Annotated in this window: 12 protein-coding genes; 9 read left to right on the top strand and 3 right to left on the bottom strand. The window is 39.5% G+C overall.

Annotation, left to right across the window (positions count from 1 at the left end):
* The first annotated feature begins 342 nt into the window (after nucleotides 1-342).
* Nucleotides 343-2,790: a TonB-dependent receptor gene (locus AC27IF_RS00155; protein ID WP_487050977.1), complete on the top strand. Its 2,448-nt coding sequence runs from the start codon at nucleotides 343-345 to the stop codon at nucleotides 2,788-2,790.
* A 420-nt stretch (nucleotides 2,791-3,210) separates the two neighbouring features.
* On the opposite strand, the gene AC27IF_RS00160 is transcribed toward AC27IF_RS00155, so the two are convergent.
* Together AC27IF_RS00160 and AC27IF_RS00165 are read right to left on the bottom strand one after the other, a co-directional pair.
* Entirely contained in the window at nucleotides 3,211-4,299 is a 1,089-nt protein-coding gene (locus tag AC27IF_RS00160; protein ID WP_487050979.1) for an ABC transporter substrate-binding protein, read from the bottom strand.
* A 597-nt stretch (nucleotides 4,300-4,896) separates the two neighbouring features.
* Nucleotides 4,897-5,802 carry a LysR family transcriptional regulator gene (locus AC27IF_RS00165; RefSeq protein WP_487050981.1) on the bottom strand — a complete coding sequence of 302 codons (906 nt, stop codon included), beginning with the start codon at nucleotides 5,800-5,802 and terminating at the stop codon, nucleotides 4,897-4,899.
* Between the two features lie 88 nt (nucleotides 5,803-5,890).
* On the opposite strand from AC27IF_RS00165, the gene AC27IF_RS00170 reads away from it, so the two are divergent.
* The 3 genes from AC27IF_RS00170 to AC27IF_RS00180 are packed head-to-tail and all read left to right on the top strand — an operon-like array spanning nucleotide 5,891 to nucleotide 9,653.
* Nucleotides 5,891-6,697 carry a class II aldolase/adducin family protein gene (locus AC27IF_RS00170; RefSeq protein WP_487050983.1) on the top strand — a complete coding sequence of 269 codons (807 nt, stop codon included), beginning with the start codon at nucleotides 5,891-5,893 and terminating at the stop codon, nucleotides 6,695-6,697.
* A gap of 60 nt (nucleotides 6,698-6,757) precedes the next feature.
* Nucleotides 6,758-8,764, top strand: coding sequence for an AMP-binding protein (locus AC27IF_RS00175; RefSeq protein ID WP_487050985.1), 2,007 nt, complete (start codon nucleotides 6,758-6,760; stop codon nucleotides 8,762-8,764).
* Nucleotide 8,765: 1 nt separating this feature from the next.
* Nucleotides 8,766-9,653 (top strand): bile acid:sodium symporter family protein, encoded by an 888-nt coding sequence (locus tag AC27IF_RS00180; protein WP_487050987.1) that lies wholly within the window; start codon nucleotides 8,766-8,768, stop codon nucleotides 9,651-9,653.
* Here AC27IF_RS00180 and AC27IF_RS00185 read toward each other — a convergent pair.
* A complete protein-coding gene (locus AC27IF_RS00185) occupies nucleotides 9,643-10,551 on the bottom strand; it encodes a LysR family transcriptional regulator (RefSeq protein WP_487050989.1) in 909 nt (302 codons plus the stop codon). The genes AC27IF_RS00180 and AC27IF_RS00185 overlap by 11 nt on opposite strands.
* A gap of 139 nt (nucleotides 10,552-10,690) precedes the next feature.
* Between AC27IF_RS00185 and AC27IF_RS00190 the strand changes: the two genes are divergently transcribed.
* Genes AC27IF_RS00190 through AC27IF_RS00210 form a run of 5 tightly spaced genes read left to right on the top strand, consistent with a single transcriptional unit; the run spans nucleotide 10,691 to nucleotide 15,367 of the window.
* Nucleotides 10,691-11,911 carry an acyl-CoA dehydrogenase family protein gene (locus AC27IF_RS00190; protein ID WP_487050991.1) on the top strand — a complete coding sequence of 407 codons (1,221 nt, stop codon included), beginning with the start codon at nucleotides 10,691-10,693 and terminating at the stop codon, nucleotides 11,909-11,911.
* A gap of 15 nt (nucleotides 11,912-11,926) precedes the next feature.
* Nucleotides 11,927-12,751 carry an SDR family oxidoreductase gene (locus AC27IF_RS00195; protein WP_487050993.1) on the top strand — a complete coding sequence of 275 codons (825 nt, stop codon included), beginning with the start codon at nucleotides 11,927-11,929 and terminating at the stop codon, nucleotides 12,749-12,751.
* 7 nt (nucleotides 12,752-12,758) lie between these two features.
* Nucleotides 12,759-13,835, top strand: a complete 1,077-nt coding sequence (locus tag AC27IF_RS00200) for a phosphotransferase family protein (RefSeq protein ID WP_487050995.1) — start codon at nucleotides 12,759-12,761, stop codon at nucleotides 13,833-13,835.
* A 14-nt stretch (nucleotides 13,836-13,849) separates the two neighbouring features.
* On the top strand, nucleotides 13,850-14,563 hold the full coding sequence (locus AC27IF_RS00205) for a histidine phosphatase family protein (RefSeq protein WP_487050997.1): 714 nt from the start codon (nucleotides 13,850-13,852) through the stop codon (nucleotides 14,561-14,563).
* 54 nt (nucleotides 14,564-14,617) lie between these two features.
* On the top strand, nucleotides 14,618-15,367 hold the full coding sequence (locus tag AC27IF_RS00210; RefSeq protein ID WP_487050999.1) for an SDR family oxidoreductase: 750 nt from the start codon (nucleotides 14,618-14,620) through the stop codon (nucleotides 15,365-15,367).
* Nucleotides 15,368-15,373: the final 6 nt, after the last annotated feature.

Raw genomic sequence — 15,373 nt, forward strand, 5'->3', positions numbered from 1 at the left:
CAACACAACTTAATTACCTATCTATATCAACCACAATCAGTTTCCTGCTTGTGGTTTTAGCTGTTTTTCTCTTTTTAAATTGCTGATTCAGTAGAGGTGCCGTCAGTAAACTGCGTATTAACTACTTGTTAACCGTACTGCAACGTAAACTATTATTTATTTGAATAGTTATTAATAAGAATTATTCATTGGTTTAATTTGTGAACAAGATTTAGCATGAATTAGTCGGGTAATATGGTGAATAAATAACCATAGTAGCAATGCTTGAGCAAAAAGAGCGCAAAAGCGCCAAAGAATTATAAAAATTATAGTGATAAATGTTAGTACGCAATGGGGAATTATATGAACAATAAGTTTAAATTATTTAAGCACTCTTTAATTACATTATCAGTTGTAGGGGCGCTAGGCTCTACAGCTTACGCTCAAGAAGAAGCAACCAGCGGGGCAGCTGAAGAAGAAGCCGTAGAACGCATTATGGTAACCGCTTCTAAACGACTAAAAGGCTTACAAGAATCTCCGGTGGCCATCACAGTGGTGAGCGGTGTTGATATCGAACAAAGTAAGGTCATGGATATTAATGATCTACAAACGTTGGTACCAACACTCAGAGTAACACCGCTTCAACGCTCTACTAATACTAACTTCTCTATTCGTGGTTTCGGTAACGGTACAAATAATACTGGTATTGAGCCTTCTGTTGGTGTTTTCATTGATGGTGTATATCGCTCTCGTGCCGCTGCTCAAATTGGTGACTTACCAAGACTTCAGCAAATAGAAGTTTTAAGTGGCCCGCAAAGTACGCTATTTGGTAAAAACGCTTCTGCAGGTGTTATCAGTGTTCGCACTGCAGCACCTTCTCATGATTTAGAAGGAAAAATTGAAGCCGGTTTAGGTAACTATAATCAACAACAAATGAAAGGTTATATATCAGGTGGCGTAACTGATAACTTAGCCTTAAGCTTTTCTGGTGGCTTTAACACTCGAGACGGTTATACCGAGAGTGTCGTTGGTTTGGATGAGCTTAATAATAGCGATCGCTGGAATATTCGTGGTCAAGCGCTATATGAGCCGACAGATGATGTTACGGTGAGATTTATAGCTGATTACAGTGAAATTGATGAAGCATGTTGTACTGTTGCCGATATTATTAATGGTCCAACTACAGCCGCTGTTCAGGCATTAGGCGGAACAGTACTTAGTGACGAAGACCCGTTTATTTATAAGTCAGCATTAAATGTTAATCCAGATAATACTGTTGAAGATGGTGGTATATCTGTGCAAGTGGATGTTGATTTTGATGGTTACTATTTGACTTCAATTACCGCTTTTAGAAATAACGAATCAGGTTATTACAGCGATGTTGATTACACCTCGTTAGATATTTTACGCGAAGGTGGCCATACAGAAATTGATACCTTCACCCAAGAGTTTCGTTTAACGTCTACTGACATTCAAACCTTAGAGTGGATGATTGGTGCCTATATTTTCCAAGAAGACGTGACCACAGGTGATACATTGACGTATGGCAAAGACATGAGAAATTATTTTGATGTCTTAATGGCTGCTGGTGGCGCCCCAGGTTTGTTAGGTTCTGTTGAGGGGGTTTATGGTATTGATAATGGTACCTTCTTCCAATCAGATACCATGGTTAATTCTGAATTTGATCAAAGTAATACTGCGTATTCAATTTTTGCTAACTTTGATTATCATATTACTGATCAGTTAACGGCAATTTTTGGTGCAAGTTATACCAATGATGAAAAAGACCTGAAAATTACACAAACGAATACTGATGTATTCTCGGGCATGGATTTAGATACCGAGTTAACTCTTTTTGGTGTGCCAATTGGTATGTTGCCTCCACTTGCTCCGGCAGTACCGACGTTAAAAGGCTTACAGTTTTTACCACCTATGCTTGAACTACCAAATTCGGTGGAAGAAGACAGCACGTCTGATAGTAAAACAACCTGGTCAATGCGTTTAGCGTATGAAGTGAATAACAATATTAACTTATTTGCTTCTGCTGCAACTGGCTTTAAAGCAACATCTTGGAATTTATCTCGTTACTCTAGCCCGTTTATGGCAGATCAAGCGGCAATAGAAAGTGCAGGTATTGCTGAGCCTAATCAGGTTTATGGTGGCCGTTATGCTAAGCCAGAAGAGGCTATGGTTTATGAACTAGGTATGAAAGCGCGTTTTTCTCAAGGTGCGTTTAATATCACAATATTTGATCAAACCATTGAAGAATTTCAATCGTCAATATTTATTGGTACCGGTTATGTGTTAGCTAATGCAGGTAAACAAAGTACCAAAGGTATTGAATTTGATTCAGTATATAATCCAACAGAAAACTGGTCATTCAGTTTAGCGGGTACTTTCCTTGACCCAGTTTACGACTCATTCGTTGGTGCATCTGGCTTAGACGGACCGGTAGATTTGTCAGGCGAACAACCGGCAGGCATACATGAGCAAAGTATTACCGCAGGTATCGCTTATAACTTTGAATTTGATAATGGCGCTTATGGTTATGTGCGCACTGATTATTTATATGAAAGCGAAGTACATATTGTTGAAAATGTTCCTGAGTCTATTACTCGTGAAGTTAATTCAGTAAATGCTAGTGCGGGCTTAACGTTTGACAATGGCGTAAGTGTACAACTTTGGGTGAGAAACTTGACCAATGATGAGTACTTCTTATCGTCTTTCCCACCACCGATTCAAGCAGGTAGTTTCAATGGTTACCCTAACCAACCTCGTACTTACGGCGCGACAGTGTCTTATGAGTTTTAAGAGCGCGGTTATCTAACGATCGTTTGGTTTGTTGCTACTCTAGCGGTAGCGCATTCTTGCTTGGCCACTATTATTGTGAAATTAACTCACAATAACAGTGGCCTTTTTTATGGAGAGCTGTTTGTGGGGGGCAATAATGAGAAACACGATATGCGATAACCCATCGAGCAATTAATTTACAATGATTTGTAACTACGCATTATGTTTGAGCTTATCAATCAGCAAATAAGATTACGTCTAATGGTTGCTTGACCAGAAAGTCGATCTAAATTCATGAGTAAAAATCACGCCACTAACGTTCACTTTGATACGAAACTATACGTTCAACCATAGATTAAAATATGAACTTTTGATGATAATTTCTGTCAATGAGTCGTTAAGTCTGAATATTCACTGTTAAATAATATTTATGCTTTTACCTTATTGGTTTAACTTTCTTAATACGCTAGAAAAATCAAATTTATAGTCCGCTATGTCAGCTTGATGGGATAAGGTAAATTGCCTAAAATCCACCTTGCTCCAGTCTGGTTTATTCAGCAATACTTGATAGTTATCAATATTGTTCCGATCTATTAGTTGTAATTCAAAAGAAGGTGACTTGCTGGCATTAATAAAGGCTGGTTTATCATTGTTATGATCGTATATTTTGACTAAAGCCCATGCTGTTTGCATAAAATGGCCACCGACACTAGCAGTGTAGCGGTTTTCTTTGATTGCTTGTAATGCTTCAGTAGCCCAGTCAAAACCTCCAACAAACAAGTCCTTGTTAATTATTTTTCCTTGTTGTTCTGCTATATCTACTACACCTAATGCCATTATGTCTGCGGCAGCCCAAACGATTGATATATTACTATAACGCTTTAATAAGCCATTAAATTTATCAGCGGCCAATTTCCTTTCCCAGTGAGCATTAACAATTTGAGCTAGAACAAAGTTACGACTTTGTTGTTCAAGTTCTGTAATCAGTCCAGCATTACGATCACTTGATTGACCACTAAAGTCACCTGTAATTCCTAGTACATTAAAACTATCGGTAATAGGTTGATTATTATTACTTGCCTTAAATAATGAATTAGCGAGTAATTGCCCCGCCTTTTTATTATCATGATAAATTTCCCCTAACCAGAATTTAAACTTACCTCCGGGATGTCCCAAATCTAAATTTACATCAGTGAAAACCGTTTTTTCTATTGTAACGAAAGGAATGTTTGCTTGTTCTAGTTTGGTAAATGTATCCTGTACTGTGCCATCAAAAGGTAAAAATATTATGTAATCTGGCTTAGTCTCTTGTTTGATTATTTGGTTGATCACCTGCTTTTGAAGTAGTCGGTGACCACCACTGTTATAAATTGTCAATTGGATATTGAGATCATTTGCCGCAGATATTGCGACTTGATTGACTCGTTGCCAGAAAGGACTGTCATCTATGGTTGGGTTGATAAAAGCTACTTCTATACAATAAACTGAGTATGTATGCATTATGGCGAAAAGAAATAGAATTTTTTTCATTGTTATTTATCAATACTTTTGAGATATATTTTACAGTATAGTTTAAAATCACGATAGTGAATCTGATGGATAACCTAAGAGCTGAAGTGTTGTTATTGATTCAACTAGCCTCCCTTTAACCGACAGAAATGTTCAGGTTGCATACATCAGATGGTGACTGTTTTCTAATTGAGTTTGAACAGTTCACAATAATTATGCCTTATACTAACTGACCAGAATAGAAATGCATAAAAAACAAATAATGAAATACCTCTTTTTGTATCAAAGTGACAATTTCTTAGTTTGTCTTTGATAGGCAATTTAATACTTCTTTAAAGCTCTATTTTTACGTTCAATAATCGGCAACTATGAGCTTAAACTTGCCCCACAAATGAGCAAGAAGCTTCAGTTAGTATTGCCCTGAGACATTCATGGATTCACAAAAGCTAATGACGGCTATGGGCTAGCAGTTGACGCAACGAACAACCTGTAGCTAGCGTCAGCTTAGCGCACTTAGTTGCTTTTGACGAAAAATTATCATTATTTTCTACAGCTCAGGAAATCATTGAACAAACCTTGTCCCTATTTATGGTGACTTACATTGTAATTAATAGTGCTTTAAAGAAGCTCATCAGCAATGGCTAAGAGTTTATTTCGCATCCAGTTATTGACAGGATCATGCTCGGCTTGTTTATGCCAGTACATGTGCACTGGCAGCAAGGGTACTTCAAAAGGTAAAGGCACTACGCAAACGGGCATTTGATCTTTTAATAGATTGGCGTAAGCATTTGGCATAGTGAGTAACATGTCACAACGACTAATGACGCTAGTGGCGGCAAAGTAATGTTCGCACTGTAAAGCGACTTTTCGAGCAACACCATGTTTTGCCAAGGCCATATCAACTATGTCTACTTTTGAATCTTTTAGAGTGACGACGGCGTGTGATGCTTCAATATAGCGCTTTAAGGTCATATCTTTGAGGATTGGGTGTCCTTGTCGGCATATTAATGAGAAATGTTCATTACACACCAGAGTACTGGAGATATTACTGCTGGTGGGCGTTAGCATATCAATAACTATGTCTAAATCTTGTTGCTCTAATGATTTTTCCATGTCTACGCGGGATACTTGTCGACTATTGATGGTGATATTGGGGGTATTTTGTATTAAGTCAGTGATGAGCGTTGGAAAGAAGATGGACTCTAAAATATCACGAAAACCGAATTTAATAACACGTTGATGAGCACTGATATCAAATGCTTGATTATCCGACAAGGTAGACTCAAGCACCGCTAGAGATTCAATGACTTGTGGGATGATTTTTTGACATAACGAAGAGGGCACCATTTTACGGCCATGGCGTATAAATAACTCGTCTTCAAACTTGTCACGTAACCTAGAAAGCGCATGGCTGACAGCGGGTTGGGTCAAGTGTAACTTACTCGCGGCGGCAGTTATTGACCCTTCTTGATAAACAGTTTTTAACACTAAAAATAAATTAAAATCAATTTTACCATGCATCATATTAATATATGCCCATTAGTTAACATCACTTTTATTTATTTTAGGAGTTATTAGACTAAAGTCAATTAGTCCTTTGGAAGATGAAAAGATGAGTAATGATTTAAAAGAGCAAGCAAAGCGTATGACCATAGGCAGTGATAAGTTCACCATTCCTATGCCGCCAACTTTTAATAACCTACAAGCGCAGCAGCAATATGAGAAACAACGTCTCGCTGCTGGCTTTCGTGTTTTTGCATTGCATGGCTTTGATGAAGGTTTAGCAGGACATATAACTCAACGTGATTGTATTGATACCGAGACTTTTTGGGTGAATCCTGTCGGGATGCATTTTGCTCACATCAAAGCCTCTGATTTAGTGCGTGTGGATCACCAAGGCAATATTGTTGAAGGAAACTCAGCTATCAATAATGCTGCTTTTGCCATTCATTCTCGAATTCATATGGCGCGTCCTGATGTCAATGCGGTGGCTCATGCTCATACGCAATATGGCCGAGCATTTTCAGCATTAGGAGAGTTACTAAAACCCATTTCACAAGACGCCTGCGTGTTTTATGAAAATCACAGTGTGTTTGACGTATTTACTGGCGTAGTCGCTGAGCTTGACGAAGGCGATATGATTGCTGAGTCATTAGGTACAAAAGCTGCCGTTATTTTACAAAACCATGGTTTATTAACCGTAGGGAAATCACTTGATGCCGCCGTTGCTAACTTTGCTATGATGGATAGTTGCTGCCATAGTCAGTTATTGGCACAAGCTGCAGGTGAATTAAAGTTAATTAGTCATGACATTGCCATAAAAACGCGTAGTGCTAATGGCTCAGATTTGGTTACTTGGGGAAATTTTCAGCCCTTGTATCAAGTAGTGTCAGCACAAGATAACAGCTTTTTAGATTAGTTTAGTCGAACGACAACAAGCGCACTGCAAATGAAAATATTATAAAGATAAGTAGAGGTAATGATGGTAGCAAAAATAGATATAACTACGGTGCAAACAAATGCCGATATGGCCAAAGCCGACGCCACAAGCATTACGACCGAACAGTTACCTAATTCTATCTATGACGCTATTGTTAGTTCTGCAGAGCGCTTTCCTGACAAAACCGCTATTCGTTATATTCTCGATGGTGACTGTATTGGGCCCAAACAAATCCCATTCGCTAAAAAAGCCATTCATCAATTATTGAAAATGGTAAAAGGGAAGTCGTTTGCAGCGCCTTATCGAGAAATTAATTATCGAGAAATTGCCCAATCGGTTACCAAAGTCAGTAATGCCTTACATGCATTTGGTCTTGGCCGAAAAGATGTCACCTCGATTATTTTGCCTAATTTTCCAGAAATGTATTTTTCTTTATGGGGAGCTGGCACTACAGGCATTGCAAATCCAATTAACCCATTACTTGAAGCAAATATTATTAAAGAAATAATCACCACCGCAGGCAGTAAAGTGTTAATTGCTTTAGGGCCTGTCCCGGGTAGTGATATTTGGCAAAAAACATTACAAATAAAAGATGAAATACCCTCACTTGAAGCTGTGATTAGTTTATTTGGTGATGACATTCCCGTCTCTGAGACGAATAAAGTACCGGTATATAGCTTTGAAAAACTACTCGCCAAACAAAGTGGCCAGCAGTTAAAAGCGAGTAAACCTTGCCTGCAAGATATCTGTTCGTATTTTCATACTGGCGGTACAACCGGTCTGCCAAAGTTAGCAAAACACTTACACCTAAACGAGCTTACTAATGCCGGGCAAATGAATATCGTTTCTCCTATGGCTCATGACGATACTTTACTGATTGGCTTGCCGATATTTCATGTTAATGCTGCTATTACAGGATTGGCTTCGGTGATGTTGGGCTCTACTATTTTATTAACTGGCCCCTCTGGATTTAGAGGTAAGCATATTATTAAGAACTTATTAACTATTCTTGATAACTTTAATGTCGCTTTCATGACGGCAGTTCCGACAGTGTATGCGGGTTTGTTACAACATTTATCTAGTGAAGGCATTACGCCTAAACGTCCCAAAAATATGAAGTTAGCCATTTGTGGTGCGGCGCCTCTATCACCAGACTTACAAACAAAGTTTATTAAGCAAACTAATATCAATTTAGTTGAAGGTTATGGCTCTACGGAAGGAACCGCTGTAACTACTATCATGCCAGTGAATTCAGTCGCCACAGAAACAGCCGTTGGAATAACCATTCCCGGTATGGCATTGCATATAGGTGACATCGACGAACATGGACAATTAAAGCAGTTGTGTGAAGAAGGAGAGGTGGGTGAAATTTTGATTGCGGGTAATAATGTTTTCCCAGGTTATGTTGATGAACAGCACAATAAAAATTTATGGGTAAATGTGCCATCAGGTGAAAAAATGGTGCGTACCGGTGATCTGGGTAAAGTAGACAAACATGGCTATTTATCATTATGTGGCCGTCAAAAAGAACTGATTATTCGTGGTGGTCATAATATTGATCCAAAAATGATTGAAGATGTCGCCGCGGCTCACCCAGACGTTTTATTAGCCGCAGCTGTACCTCGCCCTGATGGTTATTCTGGCGAATTACCTGTTTTGTATGTCACCTTAGTTGAAAACAGCACAACGACCGTTACTGAGCTCGACGTCTTTATGAAAGATAATGTACCTGAGCGGGCGGCTATGCCTAAAATGATCAATATTATTGAAGAAATGCCGCTAACAGCTGTGGGTAAAATGTTTAAACCTGCCTTGGTGTGTGAAGAAATCAAGCAAGTTATAAATATTGCCCTAGCAACTCAGTTTACGAAGCAACAGCTTCAAATCGACGTAGAGCCGGATAAAAAACGCGGCATTGTCGCCACTATCAAAATAGCTTGTGCAGATGAAGTGAATACTCAAGCGACCGTAAAAGCACTATTAGCTGATTATGCTTTTTATTACCAAGTAGTGTGTAGCGAGAATATAGTGTCGGAGGCGGTTTAAAATGGAAGCCTCAATATTTACAGAAGTTTTATTGCCCATAGCCCTAGCACTAATCATGTTCGGCATGGGGTTAAGCTTAACGGTTCAAGATTTTACTCGGCTAGGTAAAGCACCTATAGCCATTGGTGTCGGATTATTAGGGCAAATAATTTTAATGCCATTAGTCGCTTTTGGTATTTGTGTCTTATTTGAATTAGACACTGCTTTGGCGGTTGGTTTGATGATCTTGGCGGCTTGTCCTGGCGGCACTATGTCAAATGTTTGTAGCCAATTGGCAAAAGCTAATTTAGCTTTGTCGGTGAGTTTAACCGGTATTGCCACTATGATATGTGTTTTCTCAACACCGTTTATTATTCAATTCTCGGTTCAGTATTTTGCTGGCGAGCAAGCAATCGCATTTTCTTTATTGCAAACAGCATTGGGATTATTTGTCGTTACTTTGGTACCGGTAATTATTGGCATTTGTTGTCGGCACTATGCGCAGTCATTGGCCATTAAAACGGAAGTGTATTTTAGAAGATTTTCGTTATTTTTTATGGTTGCTATGATTATCGCACTGGTGATTAAAGAACGTGATCTCTTGGTTAGCTCTTTTGAGCAGGTATTCTTTGCTTGTATCGCCTTAAATTTTATTTCAATTATTATGGGGTTACTATTGGCTAAAACGTTCAGCTTATCTTTTGTAGATTCGTTAACCTTGGGAATTGAAGTGGGTATTCAAAATGCTACCTTAGCTATTTTAATTGCGATTAGCTTTTTAAACGCGCCAGAATTTGCGGTATCAGCAGGGGTTTATGGTCTTGCAATGTTCATCGGGCCAATGTTGTTAGTACTTTGGGCTAAAACAGTGCGAAATAATAAACAAAACGCAGAGGTTGCTACGAGCTAAACACTCTTTGCACTGCTTTTCGTAACCATACTAAGGCATCGTCTTGTTCGGTATTTTGATGCCAGTATAAATTGGTAGACACACTGGGTACGCTATAAGGTATCGGACGAATAACTAAATCATCATCAAGCAGTTTTTTAGCGATCAGCGAAGGTAGGGTGAGTAAATATTGCGAGCCTTTAAGTAACTCTTTAGCGGTTTGATAACTTTGACAACGAATATCCACCGAACGATTAATGCCTTGTTGTAAAAAAGAAAAATCTTCTACTACTACACCCGTAGCGCGATTTGAAACGGCAATATGTTTTGCCAGTAAATAGTTTTCTTGGCTAATGTTATTTACTTGCTGATGCTGCTTACTTAATAAAATACTAAACTCATCACTTGACAGATTTAAATGTTTAATGGGCGTTTTTAGCGGTAAGGCAATATCAATAGCAATATCTATTTGGTTAGTGGCTAATAATCTCGACATATCCTCACGTTGGAACTTACTACTAATTAACTTCGCATTTGGCGCCTCTAAAGTTAATATTTTTTGTAATTTGGGTAATACCAGCGACTCATAGGCTTCATGAGTGGCTAGCTTAAAAGTTTGCCCGGTGCGTGATAAATCAAAATCACCACAGGCTTGTAAAATTTGCCGTAACTTCTCTAAGGTATCTAACAGTTGCGGCGCCATACGCTGACAAGCAGGGGTAGGTTGCATCACTTGCCCTTGTCGGGTGAATAACTCATCGTTAAGTACAATACGCAAACGCTTCATCGCATGACTTACCGCAGAAGGGCTAATAAAGAGGATTTTGGCGGCTAAACTCATATTGCGCTCTTGATAAATACACTCAAAAACCTTAAGCAAATTAAAGTCTAATTGGTGAACTTTTTTAGCTTCAATCATGGTGGCTTGTCACTTATATCTATTGTGAATTTGATTCATGGTATGTTAGCAATATATTTCACTTAATTCATCATTGAACATGTTTTATGATGAATTATCACTGCATGACAATGCAATCTATCCTAGTTAGAGAAATACTATGAACTTTGAACCTAGTGCTAAAAGCCAAGATTACTTAACCCGACTGAAAGCCTTTATGGATGAACATGTTTATCCTATTGAGGAAGACATTTTAGCTGAAAATAAACGTCTGAATGAGTCGCCAGACTGGCGCACGTGGCAAGTTCCTTCTCAAATAGAGCCATTAAAAGCAAAAGCACAACAGGCAGGGTTGTGGAATTTATTTTTACCTGATTCAGATTTGGCACAAGGGTTAACGTGTTTAGAGTATGCACCGTTAGCAGAGCAAACGGGTCGTAGTTTAATCGCGCCTGAAATCTTTAACTGTAATGCTCCCGATACCGGCAATATGGAAGTGCTATATCATTTTGGTAACGAAGCACAAAAAGCGCAATGGTTAACGCCATTATTAGCGGGTGAGATACGTTCAGTATTTGGTATGACAGAGCCAGATGTCGCTTCATCTGATGCCACTAACATGGAGGCCACTATAAAAGTAGACGGAGATGACCTCATTCTAAATGGCACCAAGTGGTGGAGTACAGGTTTAGGGCATCCGAATGCAAAAGTTGCCATTTTTATGGGCTTATCAAATCCAGAAAATGATAAACACAGTCAGCATTCGATGGTGATAGTGCCACTAGACACACAAGGGGTAACGATAAAACGCATGTTAACTGCTTGTGGTGATTACGATGCACCGTTTGGTCATGGCGAAATGGTATTCACTGATGTACGTGTACCGAAAGAAAACTTAATTATGGGTTTAGGCAAAGGCTTTGCTATCGCCCAAGGTCGCTTAGGACCAGGACGTATTCATCACTGTATGCGTGCGATTGGCGCGGCTGAGCGCTCACTTGAAATTATGATCAAACGCGGCTTATCACGTACTGCGTTTGGCAAACCATTAATTAAACTGGGTGGAAATTTAGAGCGAGTCGCACAAGCGAGAATGGCGATAGATCAAGCTCGGTTACTTACCTTACATGCGGCGTGGAAAATAGATACTCAAGGGGTAAAACACGCCATGACTGAAATATCGAGTATCAAAGTAGTGGTGCCGAATATGCTACAGCAAGTGTCTGATATGGCAATACAAATGCTTGGTGGCGCAGGTGTCAGTTCAGATTTTCCTGTGGCTTCTTTCAATGCCATGGGCCGAATTTTACGCCTAGCTGATGGCCCTGATGAAGTGCATATGGGTATGGTTTCTCGCCTTGAATTGAAAAAATATACCTAACAATAAGTGATGACCATGAAAACACGATTATTGATCACAGGTGGCGCGACAGGTTTAGGAAAATCAATGGCCTTAGCGTGGGCAGAAAATCATCCTTCAGAGATAAATATTTGTATTGCCGATATTAACCAAGAACGTGGTGATGCAACGGTAGCTGAGCTGAAAGCGCTTGGCGCTGAGGCTTTCTACGCCCATTGTGATATTACTCAGCAAAAAGATATCGACAAGCTGCGTGCTGAAATACTAGCGAAATGGCAAGGACTCGATATTGTTATTAACAATGCTGGCGTTGCTTCAGGTGGTTCATTAGTTGGGGAAAATATTGCTCAGTGGCAATGGGTGTTAGACATCAACTTGTTGGGCATGGTGCGGGTCAGTCAAACTTTCTATCCTGATTTTAAAGCGCAAGGTCATGGTTATTTCATTAATATTGCTTCACAAGCTGGCTTGACGCCTATTCCGTTTATGAATAGTTATAACGCGGTTAAAGCTGCGGTAGTGGGATTTTCAGAAACCATGAAGCTGGAAATGGCGTTTGATAACATTGATGTTAGTGTGGTTTGTCCAAGCTTTTTTAAAACCAATTTAGATGAGTCGATGCGTACCAGTGAGCCGGCAATGAAAAAAATGTTAGCTCGAGCGTTTGATAAATCAGACCTTAGTGCAGAACAAGTCGCAACTAGCATCTATCAGCAAGCACAGCAGCGGCGGTTTTTAATACTGACGCATAAGTTGGGTAAGCAAGCTTTTCTTATGAAGAAGTTGCTACCGACAGCAATGTACATCAAAAGCATGTTAAAGAAGACTAAGCAAATGAAGCGTTTGCGTGAGACCAAATAAGGTAAATATGAGTAGTAAATTATTAGATCAAGCTAAACAAGTTCGTAGCGGTGAAGAATTAGATATTAAAGCGGTACATCATTGGCTACAAGCGCATATAGCAGACTTATCCGTTATGATGCCTACCGTTACCCAGTACGCTGGCGGTGCGTCTAACTGGACTTATTGTTTAGATTACCCTGAACAATCGCTTATTTTGCGCCGAGGCCCTGAAGGCACTAAAGCCAAAGGCGCCCATGATATGGGACGTGAATATCGTTTACAGGATTCCCTTCGCCCAGTATATAACTATGTACCTGAAATGAAGGCGTTCTGTGAAGATGAAACGGTTATTGGTACCGACTTTTATGTTATGGAAAAACTCACTGGCATCATCCCACGTAAAAACTTACCGAAAGGGTTATCGGTAACGCCAGCGCAAACAAAGCAACTGTGTGAAAACGTGTTAGATTGTTTAGTTGAGCTTCATCAAGTTGATTATAAAAAAGCTGGTTTAAGTCATTTAGGTAAGGGCGAAGGTTACACAAAGCGGCAAATTCAAGGTTGGAGTGAGCGCTATACAAAGGCTAAAACTTGGAACGTGCCGTCGGGTCAATTTGTCATGAAGTGGTTAGCTGAGAATATGCCTGCTAAAGAGCGCATTTGTATTACTCATAATGACTTTCGATTTGATAATGTTGTACTTGATGCTAACGACTATACCAAGGTATTGGGAGTGTTAGATTGGGAGTTAGCGACGCTTGGTGACCCGTTAATGGATTTAGGTAACACCTTAGCTTATTGGGTTGAGCCGGGAGATGATTTTTTAGCGCAATCTACAAGGCGTCAACCCACCCATTTAGCAGGTATGTTAACCCGAAAAGAAGTTGTCGCTTATTACTGTAAAAAAATGAATATTACCGTGGATGATTTTACTTTTTATGAGGTCTATGGCTTATTTCGTTTAGCGGGCATTGTGCAGCAAATATATTATCGATATCACCATAAACAAACTAACAATCCAGCCTTTAAACATTTCTGGGTATTTGTGCATTATTTATTGCATCGATGCAAAAAAGCCATCAAGCAACAAGGCAAACATTAACAAGGAAAGTAGTAATGACAGTGATTTATTTAATTAGGCATGGACAAGCGAGTGTCAGCGCTGATGATTACGATCAATTATCTAATAAAGGTATTGCTCAGGCGAAACTATTAGGGCCGTATTTACAAAAAAAAGTACCGTTGCCCACTAGCATAGTGACCGGTGCTATGGCGCGGCATAAACAAACGGCTGATAATAGCTTAGCTGCTTTTGCTTTACCGTCAGAAGTAATGTCGGTGCCTCGTCATGAAGATAACCGCTGGAATGAATATGATCATCAAAATATTCTCAAAGTCTCTAATGCTGAGCTGGCAACACCGACGAATATCAAGCAATACTTAGCGACGAAAGACAATCCTGCTGAGGCGTTTAAAGCGCTGTTTATCAATGCGGTAGAACAATGGATGCAAAGTGAAGAGTCTGGGCAATATAGTGAGTCATTCGCATACTTCTCACAAAGGATCATTGCCGCGTTAACGCAAATCGTTGCACAAACCCCAAAAGGTAATGTTATTGTTTATACCTCGGGCGGCCCTATAGGCCTTATTGTTTGTCATATATTGGGGTTACCCCTAACGCGGTTTATGGACATTAACTGGAATTTAGTGAATGGTGGTATTACTAAAATTATTACCCAAGGAAAAGAGCGTAAATTGATACTTTCTACCCTTAACGAACATGATGTTTTTGAGCAAGGGATGGAGAAAGAGTTTCTGACCTATACCTAGGTTTTTAAAAAGTAAAACACGATAAAAATAATTAACAAATTACTGGAAAACAACATGACACGTCAAAATATATTAATTACTGGAGCAAGCTCTGGGCTAGGTAAGGGTATGGCCATTCAGTTTGCCAAGCAAGGTCGTAATTTAGCGCTTTGTGCTCGCCGTATTGAAAACCTTGAAACGTTAAAGGAAGAGCTTGAACAAATTAATCCCAGTATTACTGTGGTAATAAAAACCCTTGATGTAAATGACCATACTGCCGTTTTTGAAGTGTTTAACGCCTTTAAAGAAGAATTAGGCAGTATTGATAGAGTGATTATTAATGCAGGTATGGGAAAAGGTGCCTCAATCGGTACTGGCTATTTTCATGCGAATAAACAAACGGCAGAAACCAACTTTATTGCGGCTATTGCACAAGCAGAAGCGGCGATGGAAATTTTTAGGGCGCAAAATAGTGGTCACCTTGTCACTATTTCATCAATCAGTGCTGTGCGCGGTTTTAGACGAGCCATGACAGTATACGCAGCGACGAAAGCTGCGATCACTTCACTCACTGAAGGTATTCGCATTGACGTAATGGACACACCAATAAAAGTAAGCTGTGTTCATCCTGGTTTTATTCGCAGTGAAATTAACGAAAAAGTAAAAACTGTGCCCTTTATTGTTGATACTGAAACTGGCTGTAAAGCGCTAGTAAAAGCGATTAATCAAGAAAAAGCCAACAGCTTTGTACCCAGCTGGCCTTGGGCTATTTTACATTGGTTCTTACGTATTGCCCCTTTGAGTACCTTGAAAAAAATGAGTTAGTTTTGA

It is taken from the genome of Colwellia sp. KS18-150 (genome assembly GCF_057551365.1).

Coding starts and splice junctions, on each gene's coding strand:
- AC27IF_RS00155 (WP_487050977.1), top strand. CDS start 343: ATGAACAATAAGTTTAAATTATTTAAGCACTCTTTAATTACATTATCA.
- AC27IF_RS00160 (WP_487050979.1), bottom strand. CDS start 4,299: ATGAAAAAAATTCTATTTCTTTTCGCCATAATGCATACATACTCAGTT.
- AC27IF_RS00165 (WP_487050981.1), bottom strand. CDS start 5,802: ATGATGCATGGTAAAATTGATTTTAATTTATTTTTAGTGTTAAAAACT.
- AC27IF_RS00170 (WP_487050983.1), top strand. CDS start 5,891: ATGAGTAATGATTTAAAAGAGCAAGCAAAGCGTATGACCATAGGCAGT.
- AC27IF_RS00175 (WP_487050985.1), top strand. CDS start 6,758: ATGATGGTAGCAAAAATAGATATAACTACGGTGCAAACAAATGCCGAT.
- AC27IF_RS00180 (WP_487050987.1), top strand. CDS start 8,766: ATGGAAGCCTCAATATTTACAGAAGTTTTATTGCCCATAGCCCTAGCA.
- AC27IF_RS00185 (WP_487050989.1), bottom strand. CDS start 10,551: ATGATTGAAGCTAAAAAAGTTCACCAATTAGACTTTAATTTGCTTAAG.
- AC27IF_RS00190 (WP_487050991.1), top strand. CDS start 10,691: ATGAACTTTGAACCTAGTGCTAAAAGCCAAGATTACTTAACCCGACTG.
- AC27IF_RS00195 (WP_487050993.1), top strand. CDS start 11,927: ATGAAAACACGATTATTGATCACAGGTGGCGCGACAGGTTTAGGAAAA.
- AC27IF_RS00200 (WP_487050995.1), top strand. CDS start 12,759: ATGAGTAGTAAATTATTAGATCAAGCTAAACAAGTTCGTAGCGGTGAA.
- AC27IF_RS00205 (WP_487050997.1), top strand. CDS start 13,850: ATGACAGTGATTTATTTAATTAGGCATGGACAAGCGAGTGTCAGCGCT.
- AC27IF_RS00210 (WP_487050999.1), top strand. CDS start 14,618: ATGACACGTCAAAATATATTAATTACTGGAGCAAGCTCTGGGCTAGGT.